This is a genomic window from Streptomyces sp. NPDC045701, assembly GCF_056432045.1.
Window position 1 is genome coordinate 187,788 of record NZ_JBWKJV010000008.1, and the last position, 22,517, is coordinate 210,304.

Sequence of the window (22,517 nt, forward strand, 5' to 3'; positions counted from 1 at the left end):
CGGCGTGGCACCGGGCGGGCGCCCTCCGCTTGCGGGAGGCACCCGCCGGAAGCACACAATGGGCACGGAACGGAAGAAAGGGAAAAACGTGACTTCCCAACCGCCCTCCGATCGCCCGACCGGCCCTCCCGCCGGTCCCATCTCAGGTCACTCCACGCCTCCCCACGGCAGCCCGCCTCCTCCCTCCGCCCCCGGTGGCGGCGGTTCCGGCGGTTCGCACCAGGCCGGCGGGCCCGGCGGGCCGGGAGGTCCGGGTGGCGGGGCGGGCGGCCCGGGTGGCGGGGACCGCCGCCCGTGGTGGCGTTCCGCTCCCCGCGTCGCGATCGCCGCCGCCGCGATCGTCGTCGCGGCGGTGCTGGCCGTCGTCCTGACCCGCCCGAGCGGCGGCGGCAAGGACGGCGGGGGCGGCGGCGGAGGCGGGACGATCTCCCTGCAGAACGCCGCGGCCACCGGCCCGGACCCGTTCACGAACTCCACCGCGCGCGACCCGGTCGATTCGGCCTCCCCCTCGGTACAGGTGCCCACCACCGCGCCGCCGCCCGGCGACAACGCCGTCCGGCAGTACGACGGTTCCCGGCGCGGCCTGTACGGCGGCACCCAGAAGACGGCGAGTTGCGACGTGGAGCGCCAGATCGAGTACCTGACCGCGGAACCGGCCAAGAACCGGGCGTTCGCCGGTGCCCTGCGCATCCAGCCGCCGACCGTGCCCGACTACCTGCGGTCGCTGACACCCCTGAAGCTGCGCGCGGACACCTGGGTCACCAACCACGGGTACCGGGACGGGACCGCGCGCGCGTACCAGGCGGTCCTCCAGGCCGGCACCGCCGTGCTGGTCGACAACCGGGGTGTGCCCCGCGTGCGGTGCGCCTGCGGCAATCCGCTCGGCGAGCCGGTGATCACCAAGACCGCCCCACGGCCCGTGGGCACACCCTGGCCGGGCTACCGGATGTCGAACACGGTCGTGGTGAAGCCGGCCCCGAAGGTCGTGAAGGTGTTCGTCATCGTCGACGTCGACAGCGGTGAATGGGTCGCCCGCCGACCCGGTGACTCCAACGCCGACCGTGACCGCAAGACCGAGCCGCCGACGATCGCCCCCACCGACACCGCGACGTCCCCGCCCCCGTCCTCGCCCGAGCCGAAGCCGCCGTCCTCCCCCGGCGACCAGCCACCCGAGCCGCCGGTGAGCCCGGAGACGCCGGACGCGCCGCGGTCTCCGGACACGGGGACGACCACGGAGCCCCCCGGCGGCGAGACGACGGCCGAGCAGCCTCCCGGCGACGGCCCGCCGTCCGCCCCGTCCGCCCCGTCCGCCCCGTCCGCCCCGTCGGACCCGGCGGACCCGGCGTCCTGACGCCCCTGGGCCCCGCTTGGTGCGCGTTCGGCACCGGGCGGGGCCCAGGGGAGCGTCGGGACGTATCGGCGTCCGCCCGCAGGGCGGGCGGGGACGCGGCGGAGACGACCTAGTGCCGCAGCCGGAAGTAGCAGCGGACGGTGGTGCCCGCGTCCCCGGTGTGGACGCGTACGAGATCGGCGAGGTAGTTGACCAGGAGCAGGCCCCGCCCGCCGATCTGACCCGGCCGGGCCGGGCGGCGCCCGGCGAGGGGGTCGGTCAGCCGGCCGCGGTCGCGCACCTCGCACACCAGGTGGCCGTCCTCGGCCCACACCCACAGCGTGCCGGTCCCGCCGCCGTGGACCACGCTGTTGGTGGTCAGCTCCGCCACCGCCAGGGCCACGTCGTCGTGCCGGTCGGCGGCCAGGCCCAGCCCGTCCGCCCGCTCCAGCGCGAAGTGGCGCGCCTCGGGCAGGAGACCGGCGTCGTAGGCCAGCCGCGCCACGCCCGGCGGACGGGACAGGGGCAGGTTGTAGCCGCTGACGATCCGGTCGGGCGCGTACGCGTCGCTGGCCTGCTCGACGCCGTCCTCGATGAGCACCGGATGGGTGACCCGGGCGTCGGCGAGCACCGCCTCGTCCAGCTTCGAGGTGTCGTAGGGACACAGGATGGTGGCCTCGCGCCCGGTGAACGCGTGGTTGATCAGTGCCTCGTGCTGTGCGCAGGCCGGGTACTCGCCGGCGGTGCGGCCCTGCCAGATCGGTTCACCGATGATGCGGACGCGGCGGTCGGGATGGGCGTCGGCGAAGCCACGCAGTACGCGCGGGATGATGCGGCCGGGATTGCGGCCCGCCTGCTCCATGTCGAGCAGCTTGATGCGGCCGGCGTCGCCGCCCAGCGCGTCGCGCAGCAGGGCGAGCTTCTCCCCGGGAACGGCGACCGCGACCGGTTCGCCGGCGGCGAGGCCCTCCTCGACGAACGGCAGGGTACCGGCGAGGTAGGCCGCCTCGTCCGCGTAGAACAGGGCAGGGTGCGTGAACGGCTCGGCCGTAGGCGCCATGTCGCTCACTCCACCACCTCGATTGCCACCAGTTCCGGCCAGAACAGCTCCAGCACCCGCGTCAGTGAGGCCGGAGGCTTGCGGACCACGATCCGCCGGCCGTCCGGCAGGCACTGCGCCGTGCGCGCGAGCGACGTCGCCCCCGCCACGTCGACGAAGGTGATACCCGACATGTCCATGAGGATGTCACCCTCACGTTCCAGCACTCCGCCCAGGATCCGCTCCCAGTCGGTGAGCGTATCGAGGTACACCTGCCCCGAGACACGGACGTAATCCTCGGACCCGCACTCGTCGGACACCAGGGGGCGCCGTGGACGAGGAGGTACGGACACGTCATCGGTGTGCGGCACCACCATCGTCCCTCCCTGATCTCCGTCCGGCTCCCCGACGGTACAGCCCCGTACCGCCCCGGGCGAAGCCGGTTCCCCCTCCCGCACCGGTTCCCCGCGCGCGTTCTCACCTTATCGACAGATATGTTCGCTTTAGCCTGGCGGCATGTCCGATACGCATGATGCGAAGGAACCCCAAGGGCCTTCCCACGGGGCCCACGGCCGTCCGCCGACGCGGGCCGACAGCTGGGCGGCCTTCAAGGCGTCGCCCTTCCTGCCGGCCACCGTGCTGGTGCTGATCCTGGCCGCGGCGGCGGCGCTGTTCGCCGGCTCGTACACGTACACCATGGCGAACCCGACGCCGCGTCACATCCCCACGGCGGTGGTGGGCCCCATGGACACGGCGCGGGGCGGGAGGTTCGTCGACGGCATGGAGCGGGCGCTGAACGCCTCGCTGAAGCTGCGCCGGTACGACAGCCCGGCCGAGGCGCGCCGCGCGGTGGACGAGCAGGAGGTCTTCGCCGTGCTCACCGGCCGTCCGGGCGGCACCGGGGTCGTGCTGGAGGTGGTCGGCGCCGCGGGGGCGTCCGTGGCGCAGCTGCTGGCCGAGGCGGGGACGGAGGTGGGCCGGGAGACGGGCGTGCCGGTCGTGGTGCGGGACATCGAGCCGTTGCAGAAGGGCGACCCCCGTGGGCTGGCGCTGTTCTACATCTCGCTCGCCGCGGTGATCATCGGTTTCGTGGGGGCGATCCAGCTGAGCGTGCACGCCCGGGCGCTGGACCCGGCCGAGCGGATCGTCTTCACCGTTTTGTACGCGCTGCTCGGCGGCCTGGCGATCGCGGCGGCCGTCGACTGGCTGCTGGGCGCCCTGGACCTGCCCTTCGTGGAGTCCTGGCTGATCCTGGCGCTGACGATGTTCACGTCCGGCATGGTCTTCACCATGTTCAACACGCTCATGGGTCGGTGGGCGATGCTGCCGACCTGGGGGCTGATGGTGCTGCTGGGCAACCCCTCCTCGGGCGGGGCCGTCTCCTGGCCGCTCCTGCCGTCCGCGCTCGGCCACATCGGGCGCTGGCTGCCGCCCGGGGCGTCGGTGAACGCCCAGCACACGGCCGTGTACTTCGGCGGACACCAGCACCTGTTCCCGTTCGCGGTGCTGGGCGCGTGGGCACTGGTGTCCAGTGCCGTGTTCTGGTTCTGGCGCCACCGGCACCCGGGCGGTCGCGACCGGGTGCCGGCGCACGCGGCCTGACCCTTGCGGCCCGGCCTGCCGGTGACGGCTCCGCCGTGAGAGGCGGTGCCGTCACCGGCCCGGGCGGCGCGCGGGATCAGCCGGTGCCGAGCAGCTCCTTCATCCGGGCGATCTCGGCGGACTGGGAGGCGATGATGTTTCCGGCCATCGCCTCGGCGGCCGGGTAGGAGCCCTTCTCCCGCTCGGTCCTCGCCATCGCCACCGCGCCCTCGTGGTGCTTGACCATCAGCTTCAGGAACGCCGTGTCGAAGGCCTTCCCCGAGGACTTCTCCAGCTGGTCCATCTCCTGCTCGGTCATCATCCCCGTCATGCCGTCGCCGTGGCCGGCGTGGGCCGAGTGGTCGGCGGAGGCGTCCTCGGCGGGGACCTTCTCGCCCCAAGCGGTCAGCCACCCGCTCAGGGTGCGGATCTCCGGGCCCTGGGCCTTCTTGATGGCGGCGGCCAGGTCCTTCACCTCCTTGGCGGAGGCACGGCCCTCGGCCATGTCCGCCATGTCGACGGCCTGGCGGTGGTGCGGGATCATCCCCTGGGCGAAGGCCACGTCGGCGGCGTTGTGCGCGCCCTGGTCGGCGGAGGCGGACGGCGCGCTGCCGTGGCCCGCGTGGCGGGAGGGCTCGGCGCCGTCGGTGCCGCCGCAGGCGGTGAGGACGAGTACGGCGGTGGCGGCAGCGGCGGCCGCCTTGCGGACGGGGGAAAGACGTCGTGCGGTCATGGGTGGTGCGACTCCTCGCATGGGTTGCTGACGGACTCACGGGCATGCGCGGACCGCCCTCGGAGGACGGCGGTGCGCCGCGCGGGCGTCCCTATATGCGGAGGAGTTGCAGGTGGGCCAGGTCGGGTGGAGCGCGGCCGGACACCGCCCCGCCGGCCGGGCGGGCACGGAGCGCGGTGCCGTCCGCCGCCGCGACGGTGCCGGCGAGCAGGGGTGCCTGTGCGGGTGCGCCGGAGACGCCGCCGGCCGCGCAGGTGGAGTCCGCGTGCTGGGCGTGGCCCGCCCCGCCGCCGCCCGGGTCCACGTGGTCACAGGCGTCACCGGCGACATGGGCCGCCGGCCGCGCGTGGGCGTGCTCCCCGGACGGTGCGAGGGCGGCGGTGCCGGGCGCCAGACCGTGCATGGCGAGCACCCCGGCCAGTACGGCCAGGATCAGCAGCGCCTTCCGGTACGCCGGCGGGCGTACGCGGCGGGGGTGCCGGCAGGTGCTCATGGCGCCATCGTAAGGGCCTCCGGGTCGGGCGCGCCGAAGGGGTCGGCCCGCTTGTGGACAAGCCGAGGCCCCCGGACGGTCGAGCCCGTCCGGGGGCCTGGCCCAGCCGCCCCTCGGGGGCGCTTGGAGTTAACGGGACCAGCCTGCCACCGTGGCGCGTCACCCCGTGCCAGGCAGGGCCCGGACACGGCGCGGTGTCACCCGTCCGGCCCGGCGCCCGCACGAACGGCCGGCGCACCCGGCCCCCGTGCGTGACCTCAGACCTCGCCGCGCCAGGCGCCGGTCTCCGCGCCGCGTGACTCCATGAAGGACTTGAACCGCTTGAGGTCGCCGGTGACCTGCCGCTTGACGAAGCCGAGCTTGTCCCCGACCGTCTCGGTGAACCCCTCCGGCTCGAAGTCCAGCTGCAGCATCACCTTCGTCGTCGTGTCGTCGATGCGGTGGAAGGTCACCACACCGGCCTGCCTCGCCTCACCGCCGACGGTGGTCCAGGCGACCCGCTCGTCCGGGATCTGCTCGGTGATCTCGGCGTCGAACTCCCGGGCCGCGCCGTTCACCTGGGTCACCCAGTGGGTGAGGGTGTCGGTGCGCTGCTCGACGCGCTCCACGCCCTCCATGAACTGCGGAAAGGTCTCGAACTGCGTCCACTGGTTGTAGGCGGTGCGCACCGGCACGCTGACTTCGATGGATTCCTCGACCTGCGACATGTGCTGTTGCGTCCTTCCCTGGTTCCGACCGCCCGGCCGTACGCCGGGCATCGACCGCATCGGTTCCTCGGGCCCTCGTATGCCCCCGTCCTGCGCGGTCATGGCCCCGTTCCCCCGCCGGTTCGTCCCGGCCGCGCTCGGACACCCGTCGGCGGGGGCGAGCGGCAGGGGGTGAGGTGCGTGCCGGGAGAGCGGGAACCGCCGTCGACCTCGCGGCGCTCACCGGACAGCGCGCGGCGCACCTGGGTCGAGGCCCACGACTCGGCGGTCGAGCGGTACGGCGCGGGGCAGGGGGCCGGGCGCGGGGCAGGCGCGACGGCTCGGGTACGGGGCGGGGATCCGCTTACGGGGCAGGGGCCGGCCCGGCGGGCCGACGCCGCGACCGGTCCGCGAACCCGTGCGCCGCCGCCTTCGGCACGCGGGGCTACATGGCGAGGTGCGCCGGGATGTGCGTCACCTCCTCGATCTCACCCCCGGCCTTCTTCATCAGATTGCGCGAGAGTTCGTTGAGACACCGGGCCGCGGCGATCTCCTCGCCGACACGCTGCTGGTCCCTGTCGCCGGGGTGCCGCTTGGCGTGGCCGTGGGCGCGCACTTCGGTGCCGTCCGGGAGCCTGACCAGGCATGCCGCGCGGGTCCTGCCCGCCGCCTCGTCCTCGGTGAACTCGATGTCCACGTGCCAGCCGACGATCGTCTTCATCCCACACACCTCCAGGTCACTCCGTCACCCCTCCAGCGTGCACCCGCGGGTGCGGGTACGCCCGTCCGGTGGACGCGCCGGCGGGAGCCGTTCCGTCCGGGCGCTGAACAGGGCGCGGACGCGCTCCGTACTACGCGGCGAAACGTCTCTGCGGCAACGACAGGAGCGGTGATGGACGAGCGCGACGAGCGGACGGTGCGAGGACTCCCGGACGGTGGCGCGGAGGTGGCCGTGGTGCTGCGGCTGCGCTGGGACGACATCGCGGCGCTCGGCCGGGAGGCGAGCCGGCTGGCCGAGCAGCGCGGGGCCCCGGTGAGCCTGGACGACGCGGCCAGCCACCGGCTGCGCACCTGGTCCTCGGTGGCGAACGGCCCCGACGAGCGGAGCAAGGCGGCACCGCCCGCCCCGGCGGCGGCCCTCTCCGGCGCCCCGGCCGCCGCGCCGGAGCGGGCGCGGCACCAGGTGGGGCACTTGAGCGAGACGGCGCCGGTCGCCTCGATCACGGTGCACCCCGCACGACAGGCATAGGAATACCGATGGCTGCGATAGGTCTGCCCATTGGATCTCCGCAGATGGCCGCCTACGGTCGGAGTATCGACCGCACACCTGGAGGGACACCATGTCGAAGATCCTTTTCGTGCTGACCGGCGCCGACCACTGGACGCTGGCGGACGGCACCGAGCACCCCAGCGGGTTCTGGGCCGAGGAGGCCGTCGCCCCGTACGAGGCGTTCACGGCGGCGGGGCACGAGGTCGTGGTCGCCACGCCCGGCGGCGTCGTACCGACGGTGGACCGGGCGAGCCTCGCCCCGGAGGTCAACGGCGGCCGGGAAGGCGCCGACCGGGTGGCGCGGGCCCTCGCGTCCTTCGCGGCGCTGCGTAACCCGGTGGCGCTGGCGGATGTGAAACTCGACGAGTACGCCGCGGTGTTCTACCCCGGCGGCCACGGCCCCATGGAGGACCTCGCCGTCGACGCCGAGTCGGGCCGGCTGCTGGTCGCCGCCCTGGCGTCGGGCAGGCCGCTCGGCGTGGTGTGCCACGGCCCGGCGGCGCTGCTCGCGGCCCGGGGCGAGGACGGCGGCAACGCCTTCGCCGGCTACCGGCTGACCGGCTTCACCAACGCCGAGGAGATCCAGGGTGGCCTCGCCGACAAGGCGAAGTGGCTGCTCCAGGACCGCCTGGTGGAGATCGGCGTCCGGTTCGAGGAGGGCGAGCCGTGGGCCCCGAAGGTGGTCGTCGACCGCAACCTGGTCACCGGGCAGAACCCGGCCTCCTCGGCGCCCCTCGCCGCCGAGCTGCTGAAGCTGCTGGGCTGACACCCCGGAGGTCACGCGCCGCCGGTCCGCGTGGAGCCCCCGGCGGGCGGCGCGGGCCCCGCGCCCGTTGCGGCAATGGGGTGGTCTTCCCCGGGCGGGCGCCATCGGGCGGCGAGCGGCGTGCCCCGGCGGGAACAGACCGGGGGAGCCCCGACGGCCGGGCTCCATCCGCAGACCGGAAGGAAGACCTCCATGACGAAGGACGAACACGCACCGCGGTACGAGGTCGGCGGCGACCCGTCCGGCGCCCCCGCGGCGCGGGTTTCCGGGTCCCCGCGCGCGAGGGACCGCCGCTCATGAGCGGCGGCGACACCGACCGTGAGGAGACCCTGCGGCGCTTCGCCGAGGCGGTGAACATGACGGCGGGCGAGCTGGAGAAGTGGCTCGGTACGGCGGAGTCCCGTCGTGCCGGGCAGTCGGACGGGTCCGGCGAGAGCGTCGGGCACGCGTCGGGGCGCCGCATCGTCGACCTGCTGCGCACCAGGAAGCCGGATCTGACGGACGACGACGTGGCCCATATGCGCAAGGTCGTGGGGTACGTGCACCGGCACGCGGCACAGCGTCCCGAGGGGGACGTCACCGACACCCGCTGGCGCCACTCCCTGATGAACTGGGGGCACGACCCGACGAAGTGAACCCGCCCGGGCGTCTCCTCACCCGGACGGGGGGACGCCAGGCGGGTGGGGCGAGAAGGTAAAAGCGGGATAAGGAGGAGCTGCCGGGGTAATCGCGCCTTAAGTGATGATCCGGGCGGCCCGAGCGGTCGTCCCCAGGAGAGAGAAGCCGGATCATGAACAGCAGGCGTGGTACCGCCGTGACTCCCCGGACCCCCGTGCAGCAGGCCGCGCTGCTCGTGGGTGCCGTGTTCCTCTTGGTCGGCGTCCTGGGGTTCATCCCCGGGATCACCACCGACTACGACTCGCTGAAGTTCGCCGAGCACCACTCGGAGGCCAAGCTGCTGGGCGTGTTCCAGGTGTCGGTGCTGCACAACCTGGTGCACGTGCTGTTCGGCCTCGCCGGCCTCTCGATGGCCCGCACGGCCTCGGCCGCCAAGTCGTTCCTGATCGTGGGCGGCGTGATCTACCTGGTGCTGTGGCTGTACGGGCTGTTCATCGACCACGACAGCAGCGCCAACTTCGTGCCGGTCAACACCGCCGACAACTGGCTGCACTTCGTGCTGGGGGTCGGCATGATCGCCCTCGGCGTCCTGCTGGGCCGCCGCCGACCGGTCCGGTGACACGGCGGCGTGGGGGGGGGGGGGGGGGGGGGGGCCCCCCCGGGGGGGGGGGGGGGGGGGGGGTGGGGTGGGGGGGGGGGGGGGGGGGGGGGGTGTTTGGGCCCCCCTCCCGTGCTGCGGGGCTCTGTCCCGGTGGTTTCGCTGTCCCTCCGCTCCGGGGATCGGCTCCGGGGTCGGCTCAGTCGCGCGGCTCGCCGCGCCGTACCCCCGTCGCGGCCAGGACGGCGCCGGCCACGCACAGCACGCCGGTGACGAGGGCGGCGGTGTGGACCCCGTTCATGAACGCCTGGCCGCTGCCCTCGACGACGGCGGCCCTCAGCTGTACGGGCAGGTCCCCGCCGACCGGGGCGACACCCATCGCCACCGCGTCCTTCGCCTCGTGCAGCCGCTCCGCGAGGGCGGCTGGCACGCCGGAGCCGGTGAGCTCGCCGGTGAGCGTGGACCCGACCCGGCCGCTGATGAGGGAGACCAGCACCGAGGTGCCGAGCGCGCCGCCCACCTGGAGCGCGGTGGCCTGGAGGCCGCCCGCCACACCGGCGTCCCCGACCGGGGCGCTGCCGACGATGGCGTCGGAGGACGCGGCCATCACCATGCCGACACCGAGGCCGAGTGCGATGAAGGGGGGCCACATCGCGGCGTACGAGGAGTGGGTGCTCCAGCCGAGCAGTCCGAACGAGGCGCCGGCCTGGAGGGCCATGCCGAGCGGCATGGTCAGGCGGGCACCGAACCGCTCGGTGAGCTTGGCGCCCAGCGGGGAGGCGACCACGGAGGCGAGGCTCAGCGGCAGGGTGCGCACGCCGGCCTCGACGGGGGTGAAGCCGCGGACGTTCTGCAGGTACAGCATGACGAAGAAGATCACGCCGAGGAGCACGAAGAAGTTCACGGCGGTGATGATCGTGCCGATGGTGAGCGCGGGGCTGCGGAACAGCCGCATCGGCAGCAGCGGGTGCTCGACGCGCGTCTCGTACCAGCCGAACGCCAGGAGGACGACGAGACCGGCCGCGAGCGTGGCGAGGGTCGGGCCGGAGGCCCAGCCCCATGTCTCGCCCTTGACGACGCCGAAGACCACGACGAGCAGGCCGAGCGCCAGCAGGATCACACCGGGGACGTCGAAGCGGTGGCGGCCCGCCGGGCTCTTGCTCTGCGGGAGGACGAAGGCGCTGAAGGCGAGCGCGAGGACGCCGATCGGGGCGTTGACGTAGAAGACCGACTCCCAGGTGACGTGCTCGACGAGCAGTCCGCCGACGATGGGGCCGAGTGCGGTGGAGACGGACGACACCATGGCCCAGATGCCGACGGCCATGCCGAACTTCCTCGGGGGGAAGACCGCCCTCAGCAGGCCGAGCGTGTTGGGCATCAGCAGCGCGCCGAAGAAGCCCTGCGCCGCCCGGAAGGCGATGACGCCCTCGATGGACCCGGCCAGGCCGATGGCGACGGAGGCCAGGGTGAATCCGGCGACGCCGATCAGGTAGTACGTGCGCCGCCCGAAGCGGTCGCCCAGCTTGCCGCCGAGGATCAGCGCGGCGGCCAGGGCCAGGAGGTAGGAGTTGGTGACCCACTGGAGGTCGGCGGTGGAGGCGTGCAGGTCGCGGCCGATCTCCGGGTTGGCGATCGCGACGACGGAGCCGTCCAGGCCGACCATGAACAGGCCGAACGCGACGGCGATCAGGGTCAGCCAGGGGTTACCGCGGCGGCCGTGCGGGGCGTCGGCGGGGCCCGCGGGCGAGGAGTGCGCGGGCAGGGGTGAGCGGTCCACGGTGGTGGAGGGCATGGGGATGTGGTGCTTCCTGGTGAAGACGGAGGGGGTAGGCCTCAGCGGGCGGCGGGGTGCAGGTGGCGCGCCAGTCCGTGCAGGGCGCCGAGGGCGGAGCCCAGGGCGTCGCGCTCTCCGTCCGTCAGCGCGTGCAGCGCCTCGGCGACGTACCCGTCGAACAGTTCCTGGACCGCGGTCAGCCGGCCGCGGGCCTCGGGCGTGAGGTGCAGGTGCGCGACCCGCTTGTCCGCCGGGTCCCGCCGGCGCTCCAGCATGCCGCCGGCGGTCATCTGGGAGACCAGGGCACTGACATTGTTCGGCTTCATCAGCAGGACGTCGGCGGCCTCGCGCACGGTGATCCCGTCCCGCTCTCCCACCAGCCGGAGCAGGGCGAGCTGCCCCTCCGGCGGCCTGGGGTGGGGGAAGTCCCGGGCGAGACGCCGGTCGAGGGCCCGCTGCAGCACGGGCAGGACGGCGGCGAGCCGGGCGGCGACGTCGCTGATGTCCTGCGCGGACGTGTCGGAGGCGGGCATGCCCGGCAGCATAGGTACGATGACATACCTATGTCAACATAGCTACCTGGACCGGAGGCGTCAGACCCGGCCGTGGGCCTTCTGGGCCCGGCGCGACAGGGAGTCGATGACCACGGCCGCGAGCAGCACCCCGCCCGTGATCATGAACTGCACCGAGGCCTGGATGCCCAGCAGGGCGACGCCCGAGGCGATCGACTGGATGACCAGCACGCCCAGCAGCGCGGACCAGACCCTGCCGCGGCCGCCGAACAGGCTGGTGCCGCCGATGACCGCGGCGGCGATGACGTTCATCAGCAGGTTGCCGCCGCCGGAGGACTGGCCGGCGGAGGTGACCCGGGACGCCAGGAACAGCCCGCCGACCGCGGCCATCGTGCCCGACACCGCGAACACCGAGATCCGCACCCACACCACGCCCAGGCCGGCCCGTCGGGCGGCCTCGACGCCCCCGCCGATCGCGAAGATCATGCGCCCGTAGGTGGTGCGCCGCAGGACGTGGTCCAGGCCCACCAGGACGACGACGAACAGCAGCAGGGCGAGCGGCAGCCCCTGGAACCGGTTGAGCACGAACGCGGCGGCGAAGGCCACCGCGCCGAGGCTCCCGGTGCGCACGGCGATCTCGCCGCGCGACCGGGACGGCACACCCGCCGCGACGCGGCGCCGCGCGTCGCGCAGGGAGACGAGGAGGTAGCCGGCCGTGCCGAGCGCCGCCACCCCGTAGGCGACCGCCACGTCGTTGAAGTAGTGGCCGGTGAGCATGGCCACCAGGCCCTCGTCGTCGATGTTGATGGTGCCGCTCGTGCCGAGGACGTAGAGCATCAGACCGTTCCAGCCCAGCAACCCGGCCAGGGTGACCACGAACGCGGGGACGCCGACCCACGCGAAGAAGAACCCGTGCAGGGCCCCGATCGCCGCCCCCATGACCACGGCGAGCAGCACCGCGGCGCCCTCCGGCATCCCGTGCCGGACGTTCAGGACGGCGAACACGGCCGCCGCGAGGCCGCTCACCGAACCGACCGACAGGTCGATCTCCCCCACCAGCAGGACGAACACCACACCCACGGCGATCAGTCCGGTGCCGACGATGTCCACACCGAGGTTGGACAGGTTGCGGGGCGAGAGGAACGTGTCGTCGAGGAGCACGAAGATGAGCCAGATCGACGCGAGGCTCAGGAGGACCGGCAGCGAGCCGAGCTCACCGCTGCGCAGGCCCTCCCCGAACGTCCGCAGACGGGGCGCCCGCGCGGCCCTGGCACCACTGCTGCCGCCGGGGCCGTCGGGGCCACCGGCACCGCCGCTGCCGCCGGGGCCGCTCATCAGCCCGCCTCCCACTCGTGGGTCCCGCGCCGGGAGACGGCGTTGTCGGTGGCCCCGGTGATGGAGGAGATGATCTGCTCGTGGGATGTCGTCGTCACGTCGAAGAACCCGTTGTTGCGGCCGAGACGGAGGACGGCGATCCAGTCCGCGACGGCCTTGACGTCCCCCATGTTGTGGCTGATGAGGAGGACGCCCAGGCCCCGCTCGCGCAACCGGTCGACCAGGTCGAGGACCTGAGCGGTCTGTTCGACGCCCAGCGCGGCGGTCGGTTCGTCGAGCAGGACGAGGCGCGGCTCGCCCAGCAGTGAGCGGGAGATGGCGACGGTCTGCCGCTGACCGCCGGACAGGGAGGCGACGGGGATCCGCACGCTGGGCATCCGGATGGAGAAGGTGTCGAGCAGGCCGAGGGTGCGGCGCTCCATCTCCACCTCGTCCAGGACGCCGATCCGGTGGATCTCCCGGCCCAGGAAGAGGTTCCCGACGACGTCGAGGTTGTCGCACAGCGCCAGGTCCTGGTACACGGTCGCGATGCCCAGGGCCTGCGCGTCGTGCGGCCGGGCGATGCGGACCGGGCGTCCGTCCCAGGCGATGACACCGCGATCGGCCGGGTCCGCCCCGGCGATGATCTTGATGAGGGTGGACTTTCCGGCGCCGTTGTCCCCCACCAGCGCGACGACCTCCCCGGCGCGGACCTCCAGGTCGATGTCGGCGAGCGCCCGGACCGCGCCGAACCGCTTGGAGATGCCCTTCAGCGCCAGCAGGGGCGGTGCAGCCATGGGAACCACTCCCTAGGAGGTGAGGCCGGCCCGTTCGCAGTCGGCGGCGAACTTCGGCACGCAGATCTGATCGACCGTGTACATCCCGTCCTCGATCACGGTTTCCTGGATGTTGCCGGCCGTCACGGCGATCGGGGTGAGCAGTACGGAGGGGATGCCGCGGGTGGTGGGACTGTCCACCGTGCCCGTGGCGACCCGGTCCGGCGCCTGTCCCCGTACCAGCGCGACGGCCATCTCCGCGGCGGCACGGGCCTCCAGGCGGAACGGCTTGTAGACGCTCATGTACTGGTCCCCCGCGACGATCCGCTGGATCCCCGCGAGTTCCGCGTCCTGCCCGGTCACCGGCGGCAGCGGGCGGATCTTGGCCGACTTCAGGGCCGAGATGATCCCGGCGGCGAGGCCGTCGTTCGCGGAGTACACCCCGTCGATGTTGTCGGCGCCCAGGGAGGCGATGGCACCGGACATGTTGATGTGGGCGTTCACCGGCCGCCACTCGGCGGTGTCGTACGCCTTCGCGATGGTGACCCTGCCTTCGAGGGCGGCGAGCGCGCCCTTCTTGAACCACGCCGAGTTGGGGTCGGTGGCGGCACCGTTCATCATCACGATCCGGCGGTCGCGGGCGTCATCGCCGAGGGCCCGCAGCAGCGCCTCGCCCTGGAGCCGGCCGACCCGTTCGCCGTCGAAGGAGACGTACGCCGAGACCGGCCCCTCCACGAGCCGATCGTAGGCGACGACCTCGATGCCCGCCTCCCGCGCCCGTTCGACCGACGAACGCAGCGACCGGGAGTCGACGGCGTCCAGGACGAGCACCCGGACACCCTTGGTGATCATCGCGTCGACCTGCTGCTGCTGGGTGGCCACGTCGGCCTGCGCGTCGGCGAACTCCACGCGGCACTCGCGGCACAGCTCGGCGATCCGCCGCTCGATCAGGGGCCGGTCGAACGCGTCGAAGCGGTTGGTGTTGTCGGGGAGCAGCACGCCGATCGACCGGCCGTCCCGGGCGACCCGCGCACCCGGCTCGCGCACTTCGGCGGCGTTCCCGCAGGCCGTGAGCCCGGCGGTCAGGGCCAGCCCGGCCGCCGCGAGGGCCGCGGGCGCGACCCGGCGGCGCGGGGGACGCCTCCGGGGTCCGTGCGTGATGTCCATCGCGCTCACCTCACTCGTCCCTCCGCCGCCCGTGTGCCGCGGGGGCACCACGCGGGTTCCCCGGCCGCCCCGCCGGCCCGGTGCGCCCCCTGTGTCCCGGGCATCGCGTCACGTCCCGGCGCTCCGCTCACGCGGTGACAGGGCGACCTCGCTCCACACCTGTTTGCCGCCGCCGAGCGGCACCGAACCCCAGGCCGTGGACATCGCCTCGACGAGGAGGAGCCCCCGGCCGCCGGTGGCCTCCCAGTCCATGCCGGCGGACTTGACGGGGGCGCGGGGCGAGGCGTCGTTCACGGCGACGCGCAGCCGGTCCCCCGCCAGGGTCAGGTCGAGCCGCACCTCCCCCTGGGTGTGCGCGACGGCGTTCGTCACCAGTTCGGAGACCACCAGCAGCGCCACGTCCACCTCCTCGGTCACGCCCCAGGCGCGCAGGGTGCGGGCCGTGAAGCGACGGGCGTGCATGACGGCGTCGGGCAGCCGCCACACCGTCCAGCGGGCGCGTATCGGGCGTACCCGGGTCCCGTCGTAGCGCAGCAGCAGCACCGCCACGTCGTCGTCCCGCCGGCGGGTGCCCGCGACGAGCTGGTCGGCGACCCGTCCCGGATCGGCCGGGTCGGCCCCCTGGAGGATCCGGCAGACCGCGCGCATCCCGTCCTCCAGGGGCAGGCTCGCCGATTCCACCAGGCCGTCGGTGAGCAGCGCGATGAGCGTCCCGGGTGCGAGTCCGGCCTCGGTCAGCGGGAACTCGGCGTCCGCCACGACGCCCAGCGGGGGGCCGCCCTGGATCTCGACGGCCTCGGTGGCTCCGTCGGGCAGGCGCAGCAGCGGCGGCAGGTGGCCGGCCCGGACGATCCAGGCGAGGCCCTCCTCCATGTCGAGGTCGACGTAGCAACAGGTGGCGAAGAGGTCGGTCTCCATGCCGACGAGGAGCCGGTTGGCATGGGCCACGACGACGTCGGGCGGGTGGCCCTCGACCGCGTAGGCGCGGATCGCCGTGCGCATCTGTCCCATGATGGTGGCGGCGCCGGCGCTGTGTCCCTGGACGTCCCCGATGACCAGTGCCACGTGCCCGTCGGCGAGCGGGATGACGTCGTACCAGTCGCCGCCCACCTCCAGGCCGACCGTGGCGGGCAGGTACCGGGCGACGGCCTCCCCGCCGGGCAGCTCGGGCAGCTTGCGGGGCAGGAGGCTGCGCTGGAGCATCGTGGCGAGTTCGTGCCCGGCGTTCAGGGCGTGCGCGCGGGTGAGGGCCTGGCCCACCAGACCCGCCGTCGCCGTCAGCAGGGAGCGCTCCTCCGGCCCGAACCGGTGCTCGCCGTCCCAGCCGACGAGGCACACCCCGACCATCCGGCCCTCCGCCGGCAGTGGCAGCACGGCGAGGCCACCGGGGCCGATGCCCGCGAGGCCGGGTTCGAGGGGGGCGCCCGGCGGCCACAGGGTCACATGGCCCTCACGCAGGGCGCTCTCCAGGGTGGGGAGGGTGTGGGTGGACGCGTCGGGCCACTCCGAGCGCCACTCCGAGCGCCACACCTCGGGCCAGTCGTCGGGGTTCGGCGGGTCGAGGAGCGTGACGACGAGCCGGTCGCCCTCCAGTTCGGCGACGGCGACGCGGGTGGCGGCGAGCGGGGCGCGCAGCGAGTCGACGACGACCCTGCTGACGTCGCGGATGGTGGTGGCGCCGGCCAGGGCGGCGGACAGCCGCTGCACCAGGGACACCTCGTCGGGGGTGGGGCGCAGGTAGGAGGCGTCGCCCACCACCCCGAGGACGCGCTCCGGTCGTCCGTCGGCGGCCGACAGGACACGGCAGCGGAGCCCCAGCCAGCGCAGTTCGCCGCTCGGCCGGCGGACGCGGAACGCCAGCTGCTGGTGGCCGGCCGCCCGGTCGGGCTCGACGATCGACATGAGCGCCGGGACGTCGTCGGGGACGGCGCACTCCAGCAGGGTGGTCACGTGCCCGTCGAAGTCCGCCGGGGCCACCCCGAGCAGGTTCAGCACCTGCCCGTCCACGTCCATGCGCCCGGTCCGCAGGGTCAGGGCGAAGGTGCCGCCCCGCAGCGGCAGCAGGGCGGGGCCGGGCGAGCCGGTGTCGACGGGCGGGGCGACCCGGGCCGCGGCCGCCTCCAGGCCCGCCGCCGCCTGGTCGGCGTACAGCTCCAGGAAGGCCCGCTGGTCGGTGTCGAAGCCGTCGCCGTCCTTGCGGACCACGAGCAGGCAGCCCAGCAGCAGCGGGTCGCCGCCGAGCGGCAGGGCGCCCAGCGACACCGGGCCGGCCGTCCCGTCGTGGGCGAGTTCCTGCGACGTCAGCCACAGGGGCCGCCCCGCGCGACAGGCGTCGGCCACCGCCGAGCGGCCGGAGAGGGCGTACGCCGGCGGCACCCCGTACGGGCCGCGGGAGTCCCCGGCGACCTCGGCCAGCCGGAGTTCGTCGATGGTGTCGGACGGCACGTAGACAGCGGCCAGCTCCACCCCGCAGGTCGCGAAGATCTGCCCGCTCAAGGGGTGCACCGCCTCCGTACCCGGGAAGTCACACGCGTGCGGCGCCGTTCGTCGCCTCTATCCCATGCTGCGCCTTCCCGGGCACCGGCAGCCAGTCAGCCCGTCATCCGACCGCCGGGAACGCGTCGGCGCGTACGTGCGGCATCGGGCTGCTGCAGACCCGGTAGGGGGCGCCGGCCGGGCGGGCGGCCGGGGTGACGCGTACGGTCAGCGGTCCCGCCCACTCGTAGCCGTGGCGCTCGCCGTGGCGGGCCAGGGCGTCGGTCAGGGCCTGCCCGACGTCCCCGGCGCCGTGCCGCAGCAGCTTCTCGTGGACCCCGGCGTCGAGCTCGACCTCGTACGCGTTGGGCACGACCACTCTGGTCCCGCTGCAGACCACGGCGTGCTCGTCGCACTCGCGGCGCAGCGCGTCGAGCAGCTCGACCGGCTCGTGACGGCGGGCCTTGGAGATCAGGGCGCTCTGCCAGCGCTCCAGGGCCCGCTCCCAGCGTGTCAGGGTTGCCATCGCCATGTGCCCGCTCGTCCTCTCCGCTATGCCGTCACCGGCGACCGCGCAGCCGGCCCAGCAGCTGACGGGCCTGGGCGCGCTTGCGCGGGTCGGACGCGGCGCGGCGCGCCGACGCGATCGTCCGCTGTCCCTGCGGGCTGCGGGTGAACTGCTTGATGCGTGTCATCAGTCCGGACATGGAACCTCCTCGAGAGTGCGTACGGCACGTCTACCCGGTGGCATCCCGACGATGTGTCGCCGGGCACATCAGGTCCCGCATGGTCTCGGCGGCGCGTACGGCGGCGTCGGCGCAGCAGTTGTTGAACAGCGCGTGCACCTGCGCGGCCCGGTCGGCCAGGGAGTGGAGCCGGGGGCGCCACTCCGTCAGTTCGCCCCGCTCGTAGGTGTGCCGGAACCGGTCCTCCTTGGTGCCGCTGCCCCAGGCGGCGCTGCGCCCGTGGAACCGGACCACCGCGAGGTCGCCGGAGGTGACCGGGGTGAGCGGAGGTATGGACGTGGGAAGGTCCTGGGCCATGTCCACGACCACGGCCGCCGCGTCCAGGTCGGCCAGCAGGGCGGCGGTGCGGGCCCGCCGGGCCTCCCGCCACCAGTCGGGGTGCCGGAACTCCACGGCCACCGGCCAGTCCCCGGCGCGCCGCCTGGTGTGGTGCAGGGCCGCCTCCGCCCGGGCGCCGGGGGCGAACCAGGGGGGGAACTGGAACAGCAGGGTGCCCAGGCGGTCGGCCTCCCGCAGGGGGCGCAGCGCCTCGCTGAAACGGTGCCAGACCTCGTCCAGGAGGCCCGGGTCGCCGGTGTCGCGGTCGCGCAGGTCGGCGGGGAGGGCGGCCGTCCGGGTGGGGTGGCCGGTGAGGAGGGAGAACGCCTTGACGTCGAAGCGGAAGCCCGCGGGTGTGCGCTCGGCCCACAGGAGGCTGTTGCGCGCGCTGGGGAGGGCGTAGTAGGTGGCGTCGACCTCCACCACGGGGAAGCGTTCGGCGTAGTGCCGCAGCCGCCCCTCGGCGTCGCGTCGCCCCGGCGGGTACCACCCACTGCCCACAAGTGCCTTGTCCGTCCAGGAACATGTACCGATCAGGATGTCGCCCATGCCGTCCGCCTACCCCCGGACGGGCTTCCGTCATGACGCAGAGCGAGGAATCAGATGACCGACGCCTCCGCCACCTTCCGGCTGCATCCGGGCGCGCCCCACTCCCCCGTGATCCTCCATGTCCCGCACTCCTCGCGGGTGATACCGGCCGGTGTCCGGGCCGGGATCGTCCTGGACGACCACGCGCTGGAGACGGAGCTGGACCACATCACCGACGCGTACACCGAACGGATCGCCGGCGCGGCGGCGAAGGCGGCGCGGGTGCGGCCCTGGCGGTTCGTCAACCGGCTGTCCCGCCTGGTCGTCGACCCGGAGCGGTTCCCCGACGAGCGCGAGGAGATGCTGGCGGTGGGCATGGGCGCGGTCTACACCCGCACCACGCACGGGGAGGAGCTGCGCCCGGCGCACGCCGGCGTCCGGCCGCTGATCGAACGTTACTTCCGCCCGTACGCCGAGGCGATGACGGCGGCCGTGGCGGATCGGCTGGAGGCGACCGGCCGGGCCGTGATCGTCGACGTCCACTCGTACCCGGCGAAGGCCCTGCCGTACGAACTCCACGGCGACGGGCCGCGCCCGCCGGTCTGCCTGGGCACCGACTCCTTCCACACGTCCGGCCCGCTGCTCGACGCGGCACGACGGGCGTTCGCGGGCTTCGGCGGCACGGGGCTGGACAGCCCGTTCGCCGGTACGTACGTGCCGCTGCGGTACTACGGGCGGGACGCGAGGGTCGGCGCGCTGATGGTGGAGATCCGGCGCGACCTCTACCTGGACGAGCGGGGCGCGGCCCGCGCCGAGGGGGTCGGTGCGCTCGCGGGGGCGCTGGCCGGTCTCGTGGGCCGGCTCTCCCCCTGAGCGGGCCGGGGGCGCCGTCCCACCACCCGCGCGGGGGGGGGGGGGGGGGGGGGGGGGGGGGGGGGGGGGGGGGGGGGGGGGGGGGGGGGGGGGGGGGAGGGGGGGGGGGGATATACGCACCCCCCTCCCCCCCCCCCCCCCCCCCCCCCCCCCCCCCCCTCCCCCCCCTCCCACCCCCCCCCCCCCCCCCCCCCCCCCCCCCCCCCTCTTCCCCCCCCCCCCCCCCCTCCTCCCCCTCCCCCCCCCCCCCCCCCCCCCCCCCCCCCCCCCCCCCCCCCCCGCGCGGGTGAGGAAGGGGCCCCATGACCACGGACCTGCCGGGCAGGGCGTCGGCGATGCTGTTCAAAGGCGGACCGAGCCTGGTCGACCTGCTCGCCGACGACCCGGAGCTGCGGATCACCGTCACCGGGCCGGGGATGCTGTTCGAGCGGCTGGACCTGCTGACCACGCTGTCGCCGTTCGACGGGTGCAGCGTCCAGGCCCTGCGCGAGCTGGCCGCCGCCCTGGAGGCGACGATCCACTGCGGCCTGGTCGGCACCGAGCGGGTGGCGGTCGAGGTGGTCACGCACCGCTCGGGGGGCATCCTCCGGATCGGTCTGGGCCCCGCGAACATGTACCAGAGCGAGCTGGTGGTGCGGTCGACGACCGGGGAGACGCTCCGCTCGCTCGTGCGGCGCGTGCTGACCCGCGGCCCCGCCCGTCCCTTCTTCGCCGGACTGCACGCCGTGCCCGCCAGTGGGCACATGGAGCACCGCGCGGGGTCCGGCGGGCAGGGGCACGACCATTCCGCGCACGGCGGGCACAGCGGGCACGGCCACGGGGGAGGCGGCCATGGACGTCCGTAGGAGCGCCGTGGACCTGACCCCGCAGGAGCGCGACCGGTTCCTGGAGGCCCTGATCCGCCTCAAGCACCGCCCCTCCCCCGGCGCACCTCCCGGGGTCGGCGTCTACGATCGTTTCGTGGCCCTGCACAGCGCCGTCATGGCCGTCAGCGGGCCCGGGATCCCGCCCGGCACGACCGTGAACTTCGGCCACTGGGACATCGGGTTCTGCCCCTGGCACCGCATGTACCTCAGGGAGTTCGAGAAGGCCCTCCAGGCCGAGGTGCCCGGTGTGACCGTCCCGTACTGGGACTGGGCCGACCACGCGGGCGCGCTCGGCGCCCTGTTCACCCCCGACTTCCTCGGTTCGCTGCGTTCGGGGGAGCCCGCGCCGGTGACCGACGGCGTGCTGCGCGACCCGGTGCCCCCGGCGGAGCGGCCCGCCTGGTGGCCGCCGGGGGCCGAGGGCTTCCCGGTGCACCCGCTGCTGGAGGACGGTCAGGGCACCGCCCTGTCGCGGGGCAGCTCCGGTCTCGGCTGGCCGCCGACCGCCCGGAGCATCGAGGACCTCGTCCGGTTCCCCGACGGCCGGCTCCCCGACGACCACCCGTTCTGGTCCTTCTGGCTGGTCCTGGAGCAGGGCACTCCCACGACCCCGACCCACAACGGCGGACACAACTTCATCGGCGGCCACATGTCCCGGGCGTACTCGCCGAACGACCCGGTGTTCTGGCTCCACCACGCCAACGTCGACCGGCTGTGGGCCGCGTGGCAGCGGCGGCGCCTCGACGACGTGCCGGGCTCCGAGCCCGAGGACCACTATCCGCCGGACGGCGCCCTGTCCCCCTTCACCGGCGAGCAGGCTCCGCCGGGTCACCGGCTGGACGACGCCATGTGGCCGTGGGTGGGCGGCGCTCCCGGTTACGACGTCGCCGTCGAACCGGAGGTGAAGGCGCTGCTGCCGGACTTCACCGGTGCCCCGCCGACGACCGTCAAGGACGTGCTCGTCACGGAGACGCTCGACGCCACCGGCTACCGCTACGCCGCGCCCGGCGCACCGTGAGCGGCCGTCGCGCGGGAGGCGAACGGCGCACCGTGGGGCGACGCACGGCACACCCAGGCTCCCGGTCCCCACGCCACGCAGGAGCACGCATGACGACGGCTTCGCGGTCCGCCGCGGCCCCCGCTCGGCTCGCCATGTCCCTCGCCGCACTCGCCGCACTGGCCGCCGCCGCGGCGACCCGACGCCCGTCGGTGCGAGACGGCGGCGGACCAGACCCGGCGCCTCCTCCTCCGGCATCGCGGCTTCGCCGACGGGGCCACCGTGCGGTTCAGGGAGACCGCCGCGGACCACGTCCGCGTCGTGTCCCGGCCCCCGATCGAGGCGGGGTGCCGCACCGGCTGCTCGACGACCCCGCGACCGTGGGCGGCACCGTGACGGTCGGCCCGGTCACTTCGCCCACCGGCCCGGCCGACGAGTTCACCTACTCGGACCGAGCCGCGTCCGCGGCGGACGGTTCCCGGGGCCGGCGCAGGAGGACGAGTTCCCGGTTCATCTCGGCGAGGAACCGGACGACGACCGCCAGTTCGTCCGGGGTGAAGCGGCCGCGCGCCGTGTCGGTGCTCCGCGCCAGGGGCCGGAAGTAGTCCCTGGCGAGGCTTCTGCCCGCTTCCGCGTAGTGCAGGTGGACCACACGGCGGTCGTCCACGGCCCGGACGCGGCGGATGTGCCCCGCCCGCTCCAGCCGGTCGACGCACGCGGTCACCGCGCCGGACGTCAGGTTGAGCTGACGGCGCAGGCGGCCCGGCGTCATGGGTTCGCCCTCGCCCTCCGCGTCGGCGTCGAGGATCGCGATCAGGGCCTGCACGTCGGTGAGGTGCAGTCCCTGCGCCTGGGCGAACTCCTGGGCGATCCGGTTGAACTCGCCGTTCATCCGGCGCAGGAGGACGGCGAAGGACCGCAACCCGGTGGGGTCGTCACCGGGAAGAGATGGCAGGGGCACGCAGGGACCGCTCATGGCCCCAGTATAAGATCACTCAATCGTTGAGATACTTCATGACTGAGTTACTCCGGTCATTGCCGTCCATCACATAGGGGT

25 protein-coding genes are annotated in these 22,517 nt (G+C 74.2%); 9 read left to right on the top strand and 16 right to left on the bottom strand.

Translation table 11 applies throughout. The annotated features are described in order from the left end of the window. Positions 1-88: 88 nt before the first annotated feature. Positions 89-1,351 (top strand): DUF6777 domain-containing protein, encoded by a 1,263-nt coding sequence (locus AC07DW_RS12670; RefSeq protein WP_478857640.1) that lies wholly within the window; start codon positions 89-91, stop codon positions 1,349-1,351. A gap of 109 nt (positions 1,352-1,460) precedes the next feature. Here AC07DW_RS12670 and AC07DW_RS12675 read toward each other — a convergent pair whose 3' ends face one another. Further along, positions 1,461-2,390 (bottom strand): anti-sigma factor RsbA family regulatory protein, encoded by a 930-nt coding sequence (locus AC07DW_RS12675; RefSeq protein ID WP_478857641.1) that lies wholly within the window; start codon positions 2,388-2,390, stop codon positions 1,461-1,463. A 5-nt stretch (positions 2,391-2,395) separates the two neighbouring features. After that, complete coding sequence (locus AC07DW_RS12680) at positions 2,396-2,746, bottom strand: STAS domain-containing protein (RefSeq protein ID WP_478857642.1); 351 nt, start codon at positions 2,744-2,746, stop codon at positions 2,396-2,398. 139 nt (positions 2,747-2,885) lie between these two features. Here AC07DW_RS12680 and AC07DW_RS12685 point away from each other — a divergent pair, with 139 nt between their 5' ends. Next, positions 2,886-3,971, top strand: a complete 1,086-nt coding sequence (locus AC07DW_RS12685; RefSeq protein WP_478857643.1) for an ABC-2 transporter permease — start codon at positions 2,886-2,888, stop codon at positions 3,969-3,971. Between the two features lie 76 nt (positions 3,972-4,047). Here the strand turns inward: AC07DW_RS12685 and AC07DW_RS12690 are convergent, their stop codons facing one another. The 4 genes from AC07DW_RS12690 to AC07DW_RS12705 all read right to left on the bottom strand — a co-directional run bounded on the left by AC07DW_RS12690 (position 4,048) and on the right by AC07DW_RS12705 (position 6,583). Beyond that, positions 4,048-4,683: a DUF305 domain-containing protein gene (locus AC07DW_RS12690; RefSeq protein WP_478857644.1), complete on the bottom strand. Its 636-nt coding sequence runs from the start codon at positions 4,681-4,683 to the stop codon at positions 4,048-4,050. 91 nt (positions 4,684-4,774) lie between these two features. Continuing rightward, complete coding sequence (locus tag AC07DW_RS12695; RefSeq protein ID WP_478857645.1) at positions 4,775-5,176, bottom strand: DUF6153 family protein; 402 nt, start codon at positions 5,174-5,176, stop codon at positions 4,775-4,777. Between the two features lie 257 nt (positions 5,177-5,433). Further along, positions 5,434-5,883: an SRPBCC family protein gene (locus tag AC07DW_RS12700; RefSeq protein ID WP_478857646.1), complete on the bottom strand. Its 450-nt coding sequence runs from the start codon at positions 5,881-5,883 to the stop codon at positions 5,434-5,436. A 424-nt stretch (positions 5,884-6,307) separates the two neighbouring features. Beyond that, positions 6,308-6,583 carry a DUF1876 domain-containing protein gene (locus tag AC07DW_RS12705; RefSeq protein ID WP_478857647.1) on the bottom strand — a complete coding sequence of 92 codons (276 nt, stop codon included), beginning with the start codon at positions 6,581-6,583 and terminating at the stop codon, positions 6,308-6,310. A 171-nt stretch (positions 6,584-6,754) separates the two neighbouring features. Here AC07DW_RS12705 and AC07DW_RS12710 point away from each other — a divergent pair, with 171 nt between their 5' ends. From AC07DW_RS12710 to AC07DW_RS12725, 4 genes are all read left to right on the top strand, one after another. Then, positions 6,755-7,111, top strand: coding sequence for a hypothetical protein (locus AC07DW_RS12710; protein ID WP_478857648.1), 357 nt, complete (start codon positions 6,755-6,757; stop codon positions 7,109-7,111). A gap of 91 nt (positions 7,112-7,202) precedes the next feature. Continuing rightward, positions 7,203-7,898, top strand: a complete 696-nt coding sequence (locus tag AC07DW_RS12715; RefSeq protein WP_478857649.1) for a type 1 glutamine amidotransferase domain-containing protein — start codon at positions 7,203-7,205, stop codon at positions 7,896-7,898. Between the two features lie 296 nt (positions 7,899-8,194). Further along, positions 8,195-8,533, top strand: coding sequence for a DUF3140 domain-containing protein (locus tag AC07DW_RS12720; RefSeq protein WP_478857650.1), 339 nt, complete (start codon positions 8,195-8,197; stop codon positions 8,531-8,533). Between the two features lie 155 nt (positions 8,534-8,688). After that, a complete protein-coding gene (locus AC07DW_RS12725) occupies positions 8,689-9,135 on the top strand; it encodes a DUF4383 domain-containing protein (protein WP_478857651.1) in 447 nt (148 codons plus the stop codon). Positions 9,136-9,313: 178 nt separating this feature from the next. Here the strand turns inward: AC07DW_RS12725 and AC07DW_RS12730 are convergent, their stop codons facing one another. The 9 genes from AC07DW_RS12730 to AC07DW_RS12770 form a co-directional block, all read right to left on the bottom strand. Further along, positions 9,314-10,906: an MFS transporter gene (locus AC07DW_RS12730; protein ID WP_478857652.1), complete on the bottom strand. Its 1,593-nt coding sequence runs from the start codon at positions 10,904-10,906 to the stop codon at positions 9,314-9,316. A 41-nt stretch (positions 10,907-10,947) separates the two neighbouring features. After that, positions 10,948-11,421 carry a MarR family winged helix-turn-helix transcriptional regulator gene (locus tag AC07DW_RS12735; protein WP_478857653.1) on the bottom strand — a complete coding sequence of 158 codons (474 nt, stop codon included), beginning with the start codon at positions 11,419-11,421 and terminating at the stop codon, positions 10,948-10,950. A 60-nt stretch (positions 11,422-11,481) separates the two neighbouring features. Beyond that, a complete protein-coding gene (locus tag AC07DW_RS12740) occupies positions 11,482-12,735 on the bottom strand; it encodes a sugar ABC transporter permease (protein ID WP_478857654.1) in 1,254 nt (417 codons plus the stop codon). Next, positions 12,735-13,511, bottom strand: a complete 777-nt coding sequence (locus AC07DW_RS12745) for an ATP-binding cassette domain-containing protein (protein ID WP_478857655.1) — start codon at positions 13,509-13,511, stop codon at positions 12,735-12,737. Before AC07DW_RS12745 ends, AC07DW_RS12740 begins: the two co-directional genes overlap by 1 nt. Positions 13,512-13,523: 12 nt before the next feature. Continuing rightward, positions 13,524-14,657, bottom strand: coding sequence for a substrate-binding domain-containing protein (locus tag AC07DW_RS12750; RefSeq protein WP_478857656.1), 1,134 nt, complete (start codon positions 14,655-14,657; stop codon positions 13,524-13,526). Positions 14,658-14,765: 108 nt separating this feature from the next. Then, complete coding sequence (locus AC07DW_RS12755) at positions 14,766-17,153, bottom strand: SpoIIE family protein phosphatase (RefSeq protein WP_478857657.1); 2,388 nt, start codon at positions 17,151-17,153, stop codon at positions 14,766-14,768. 103 nt (positions 17,154-17,256) lie between these two features. Then, the gene (locus AC07DW_RS12760) at positions 17,257-17,658 is read right to left on the bottom strand and encodes a DUF3662 domain-containing protein (protein WP_478857710.1); all 402 of its coding nucleotides are present in this window, start codon (positions 17,656-17,658) and stop codon (positions 17,257-17,259) included. Positions 17,659-17,692: 34 nt separating this feature from the next. After that, positions 17,693-17,839 (bottom strand): hypothetical protein, encoded by a 147-nt coding sequence (locus tag AC07DW_RS12765; RefSeq protein WP_478857658.1) that lies wholly within the window; start codon positions 17,837-17,839, stop codon positions 17,693-17,695. A gap of 30 nt (positions 17,840-17,869) precedes the next feature. Further along, positions 17,870-18,745 carry a DUF72 domain-containing protein gene (locus AC07DW_RS12770; RefSeq protein ID WP_478857659.1) on the bottom strand — a complete coding sequence of 292 codons (876 nt, stop codon included), beginning with the start codon at positions 18,743-18,745 and terminating at the stop codon, positions 17,870-17,872. 54 nt (positions 18,746-18,799) lie between these two features. Between AC07DW_RS12770 and AC07DW_RS12775 the strand changes: the two genes are divergently transcribed. The 3 genes from AC07DW_RS12775 to AC07DW_RS12785 all read left to right on the top strand — a co-directional run bounded on the left by AC07DW_RS12775 (position 18,800) and on the right by AC07DW_RS12785 (position 21,481). Then, entirely contained in the window at positions 18,800-19,597 is a 798-nt protein-coding gene (locus AC07DW_RS12775; protein WP_478857660.1) for an N-formylglutamate amidohydrolase, read from the top strand. Positions 19,598-19,899: 302 nt separating this feature from the next. Next, complete coding sequence (locus tag AC07DW_RS12780) at positions 19,900-20,442, top strand: hypothetical protein (RefSeq protein WP_478857661.1); 543 nt, start codon at positions 19,900-19,902, stop codon at positions 20,440-20,442. Beyond that, positions 20,429-21,481 (top strand): tyrosinase family protein, encoded by a 1,053-nt coding sequence (locus tag AC07DW_RS12785; protein WP_478857662.1) that lies wholly within the window; start codon positions 20,429-20,431, stop codon positions 21,479-21,481. The genes AC07DW_RS12780 and AC07DW_RS12785 overlap by 14 nt, the downstream gene beginning before the upstream one ends. A 421-nt stretch (positions 21,482-21,902) precedes the next feature. On the opposite strand, the gene AC07DW_RS12790 is transcribed toward AC07DW_RS12785, so the two are convergent. After that, complete coding sequence (locus AC07DW_RS12790) at positions 21,903-22,436, bottom strand: MarR family winged helix-turn-helix transcriptional regulator (protein ID WP_478857663.1); 534 nt, start codon at positions 22,434-22,436, stop codon at positions 21,903-21,905. Positions 22,437-22,517: the final 81 nt, after the last annotated feature.

What these genes read in the sequence shown, in the direction of transcription:
- AC07DW_RS12735 (WP_478857653.1), bottom strand. Translation starts at nt 11,421, where the DNA reads ATGCCCGCCTCCGACACGTCCGCGCAGGACATCAGCGACGTCGCCGCC.
- AC07DW_RS12715 (WP_478857649.1), top strand. Translation starts at nt 7,203, where the DNA reads ATGTCGAAGATCCTTTTCGTGCTGACCGGCGCCGACCACTGGACGCTG.
- AC07DW_RS12785 (WP_478857662.1), top strand. Translation starts at nt 20,429, where the DNA reads ATGGACGTCCGTAGGAGCGCCGTGGACCTGACCCCGCAGGAGCGCGAC.
- AC07DW_RS12790 (WP_478857663.1), bottom strand. Translation starts at nt 22,436, where the DNA reads ATGAGCGGTCCCTGCGTGCCCCTGCCATCTCTTCCCGGTGACGACCCC.
- AC07DW_RS12695 (WP_478857645.1), bottom strand. Translation starts at nt 5,176, where the DNA reads ATGAGCACCTGCCGGCACCCCCGCCGCGTACGCCCGCCGGCGTACCGG.
- AC07DW_RS12770 (WP_478857659.1), bottom strand. Translation starts at nt 18,745, where the DNA reads ATGGGCGACATCCTGATCGGTACATGTTCCTGGACGGACAAGGCACTT.
- AC07DW_RS12710 (WP_478857648.1), top strand. Translation starts at nt 6,755, where the DNA reads ATGGACGAGCGCGACGAGCGGACGGTGCGAGGACTCCCGGACGGTGGC.
- AC07DW_RS12725 (WP_478857651.1), top strand. Translation starts at nt 8,689, where the DNA reads ATGAACAGCAGGCGTGGTACCGCCGTGACTCCCCGGACCCCCGTGCAG.
- AC07DW_RS12745 (WP_478857655.1), bottom strand. Translation starts at nt 13,511, where the DNA reads ATGGCTGCACCGCCCCTGCTGGCGCTGAAGGGCATCTCCAAGCGGTTC.
- AC07DW_RS12760 (WP_478857710.1), bottom strand. Translation starts at nt 17,658, where the DNA reads ATGGCAACCCTGACACGCTGGGAGCGGGCCCTGGAGCGCTGGCAGAGC.
- AC07DW_RS12720 (WP_478857650.1), top strand. Translation starts at nt 8,195, where the DNA reads ATGAGCGGCGGCGACACCGACCGTGAGGAGACCCTGCGGCGCTTCGCC.
- AC07DW_RS12680 (WP_478857642.1), bottom strand. Translation starts at nt 2,746, where the DNA reads ATGGTGGTGCCGCACACCGATGACGTGTCCGTACCTCCTCGTCCACGG.
- AC07DW_RS12730 (WP_478857652.1), bottom strand. Translation starts at nt 10,906, where the DNA reads ATGCCCTCCACCACCGTGGACCGCTCACCCCTGCCCGCGCACTCCTCG.
- AC07DW_RS12750 (WP_478857656.1), bottom strand. Translation starts at nt 14,657, where the DNA reads ATGGACATCACGCACGGACCCCGGAGGCGTCCCCCGCGCCGCCGGGTC.
- AC07DW_RS12685 (WP_478857643.1), top strand. Translation starts at nt 2,886, where the DNA reads ATGTCCGATACGCATGATGCGAAGGAACCCCAAGGGCCTTCCCACGGG.
- AC07DW_RS12675 (WP_478857641.1), bottom strand. Translation starts at nt 2,390, where the DNA reads ATGGCGCCTACGGCCGAGCCGTTCACGCACCCTGCCCTGTTCTACGCG.
- AC07DW_RS12765 (WP_478857658.1), bottom strand. Translation starts at nt 17,839, where the DNA reads ATGTCCGGACTGATGACACGCATCAAGCAGTTCACCCGCAGCCCGCAG.
- AC07DW_RS12690 (WP_478857644.1), bottom strand. Translation starts at nt 4,683, where the DNA reads ATGACCGCACGACGTCTTTCCCCCGTCCGCAAGGCGGCCGCCGCTGCC.
- AC07DW_RS12700 (WP_478857646.1), bottom strand. Translation starts at nt 5,883, where the DNA reads ATGTCGCAGGTCGAGGAATCCATCGAAGTCAGCGTGCCGGTGCGCACC.
- AC07DW_RS12775 (WP_478857660.1), top strand. Translation starts at nt 18,800, where the DNA reads ATGACCGACGCCTCCGCCACCTTCCGGCTGCATCCGGGCGCGCCCCAC.
- AC07DW_RS12705 (WP_478857647.1), bottom strand. Translation starts at nt 6,583, where the DNA reads ATGAAGACGATCGTCGGCTGGCACGTGGACATCGAGTTCACCGAGGAC.
- AC07DW_RS12780 (WP_478857661.1), top strand. Translation starts at nt 19,900, where the DNA reads ATGACCACGGACCTGCCGGGCAGGGCGTCGGCGATGCTGTTCAAAGGC.
- AC07DW_RS12740 (WP_478857654.1), bottom strand. Translation starts at nt 12,735, where the DNA reads ATGAGCGGCCCCGGCGGCAGCGGCGGTGCCGGTGGCCCCGACGGCCCC.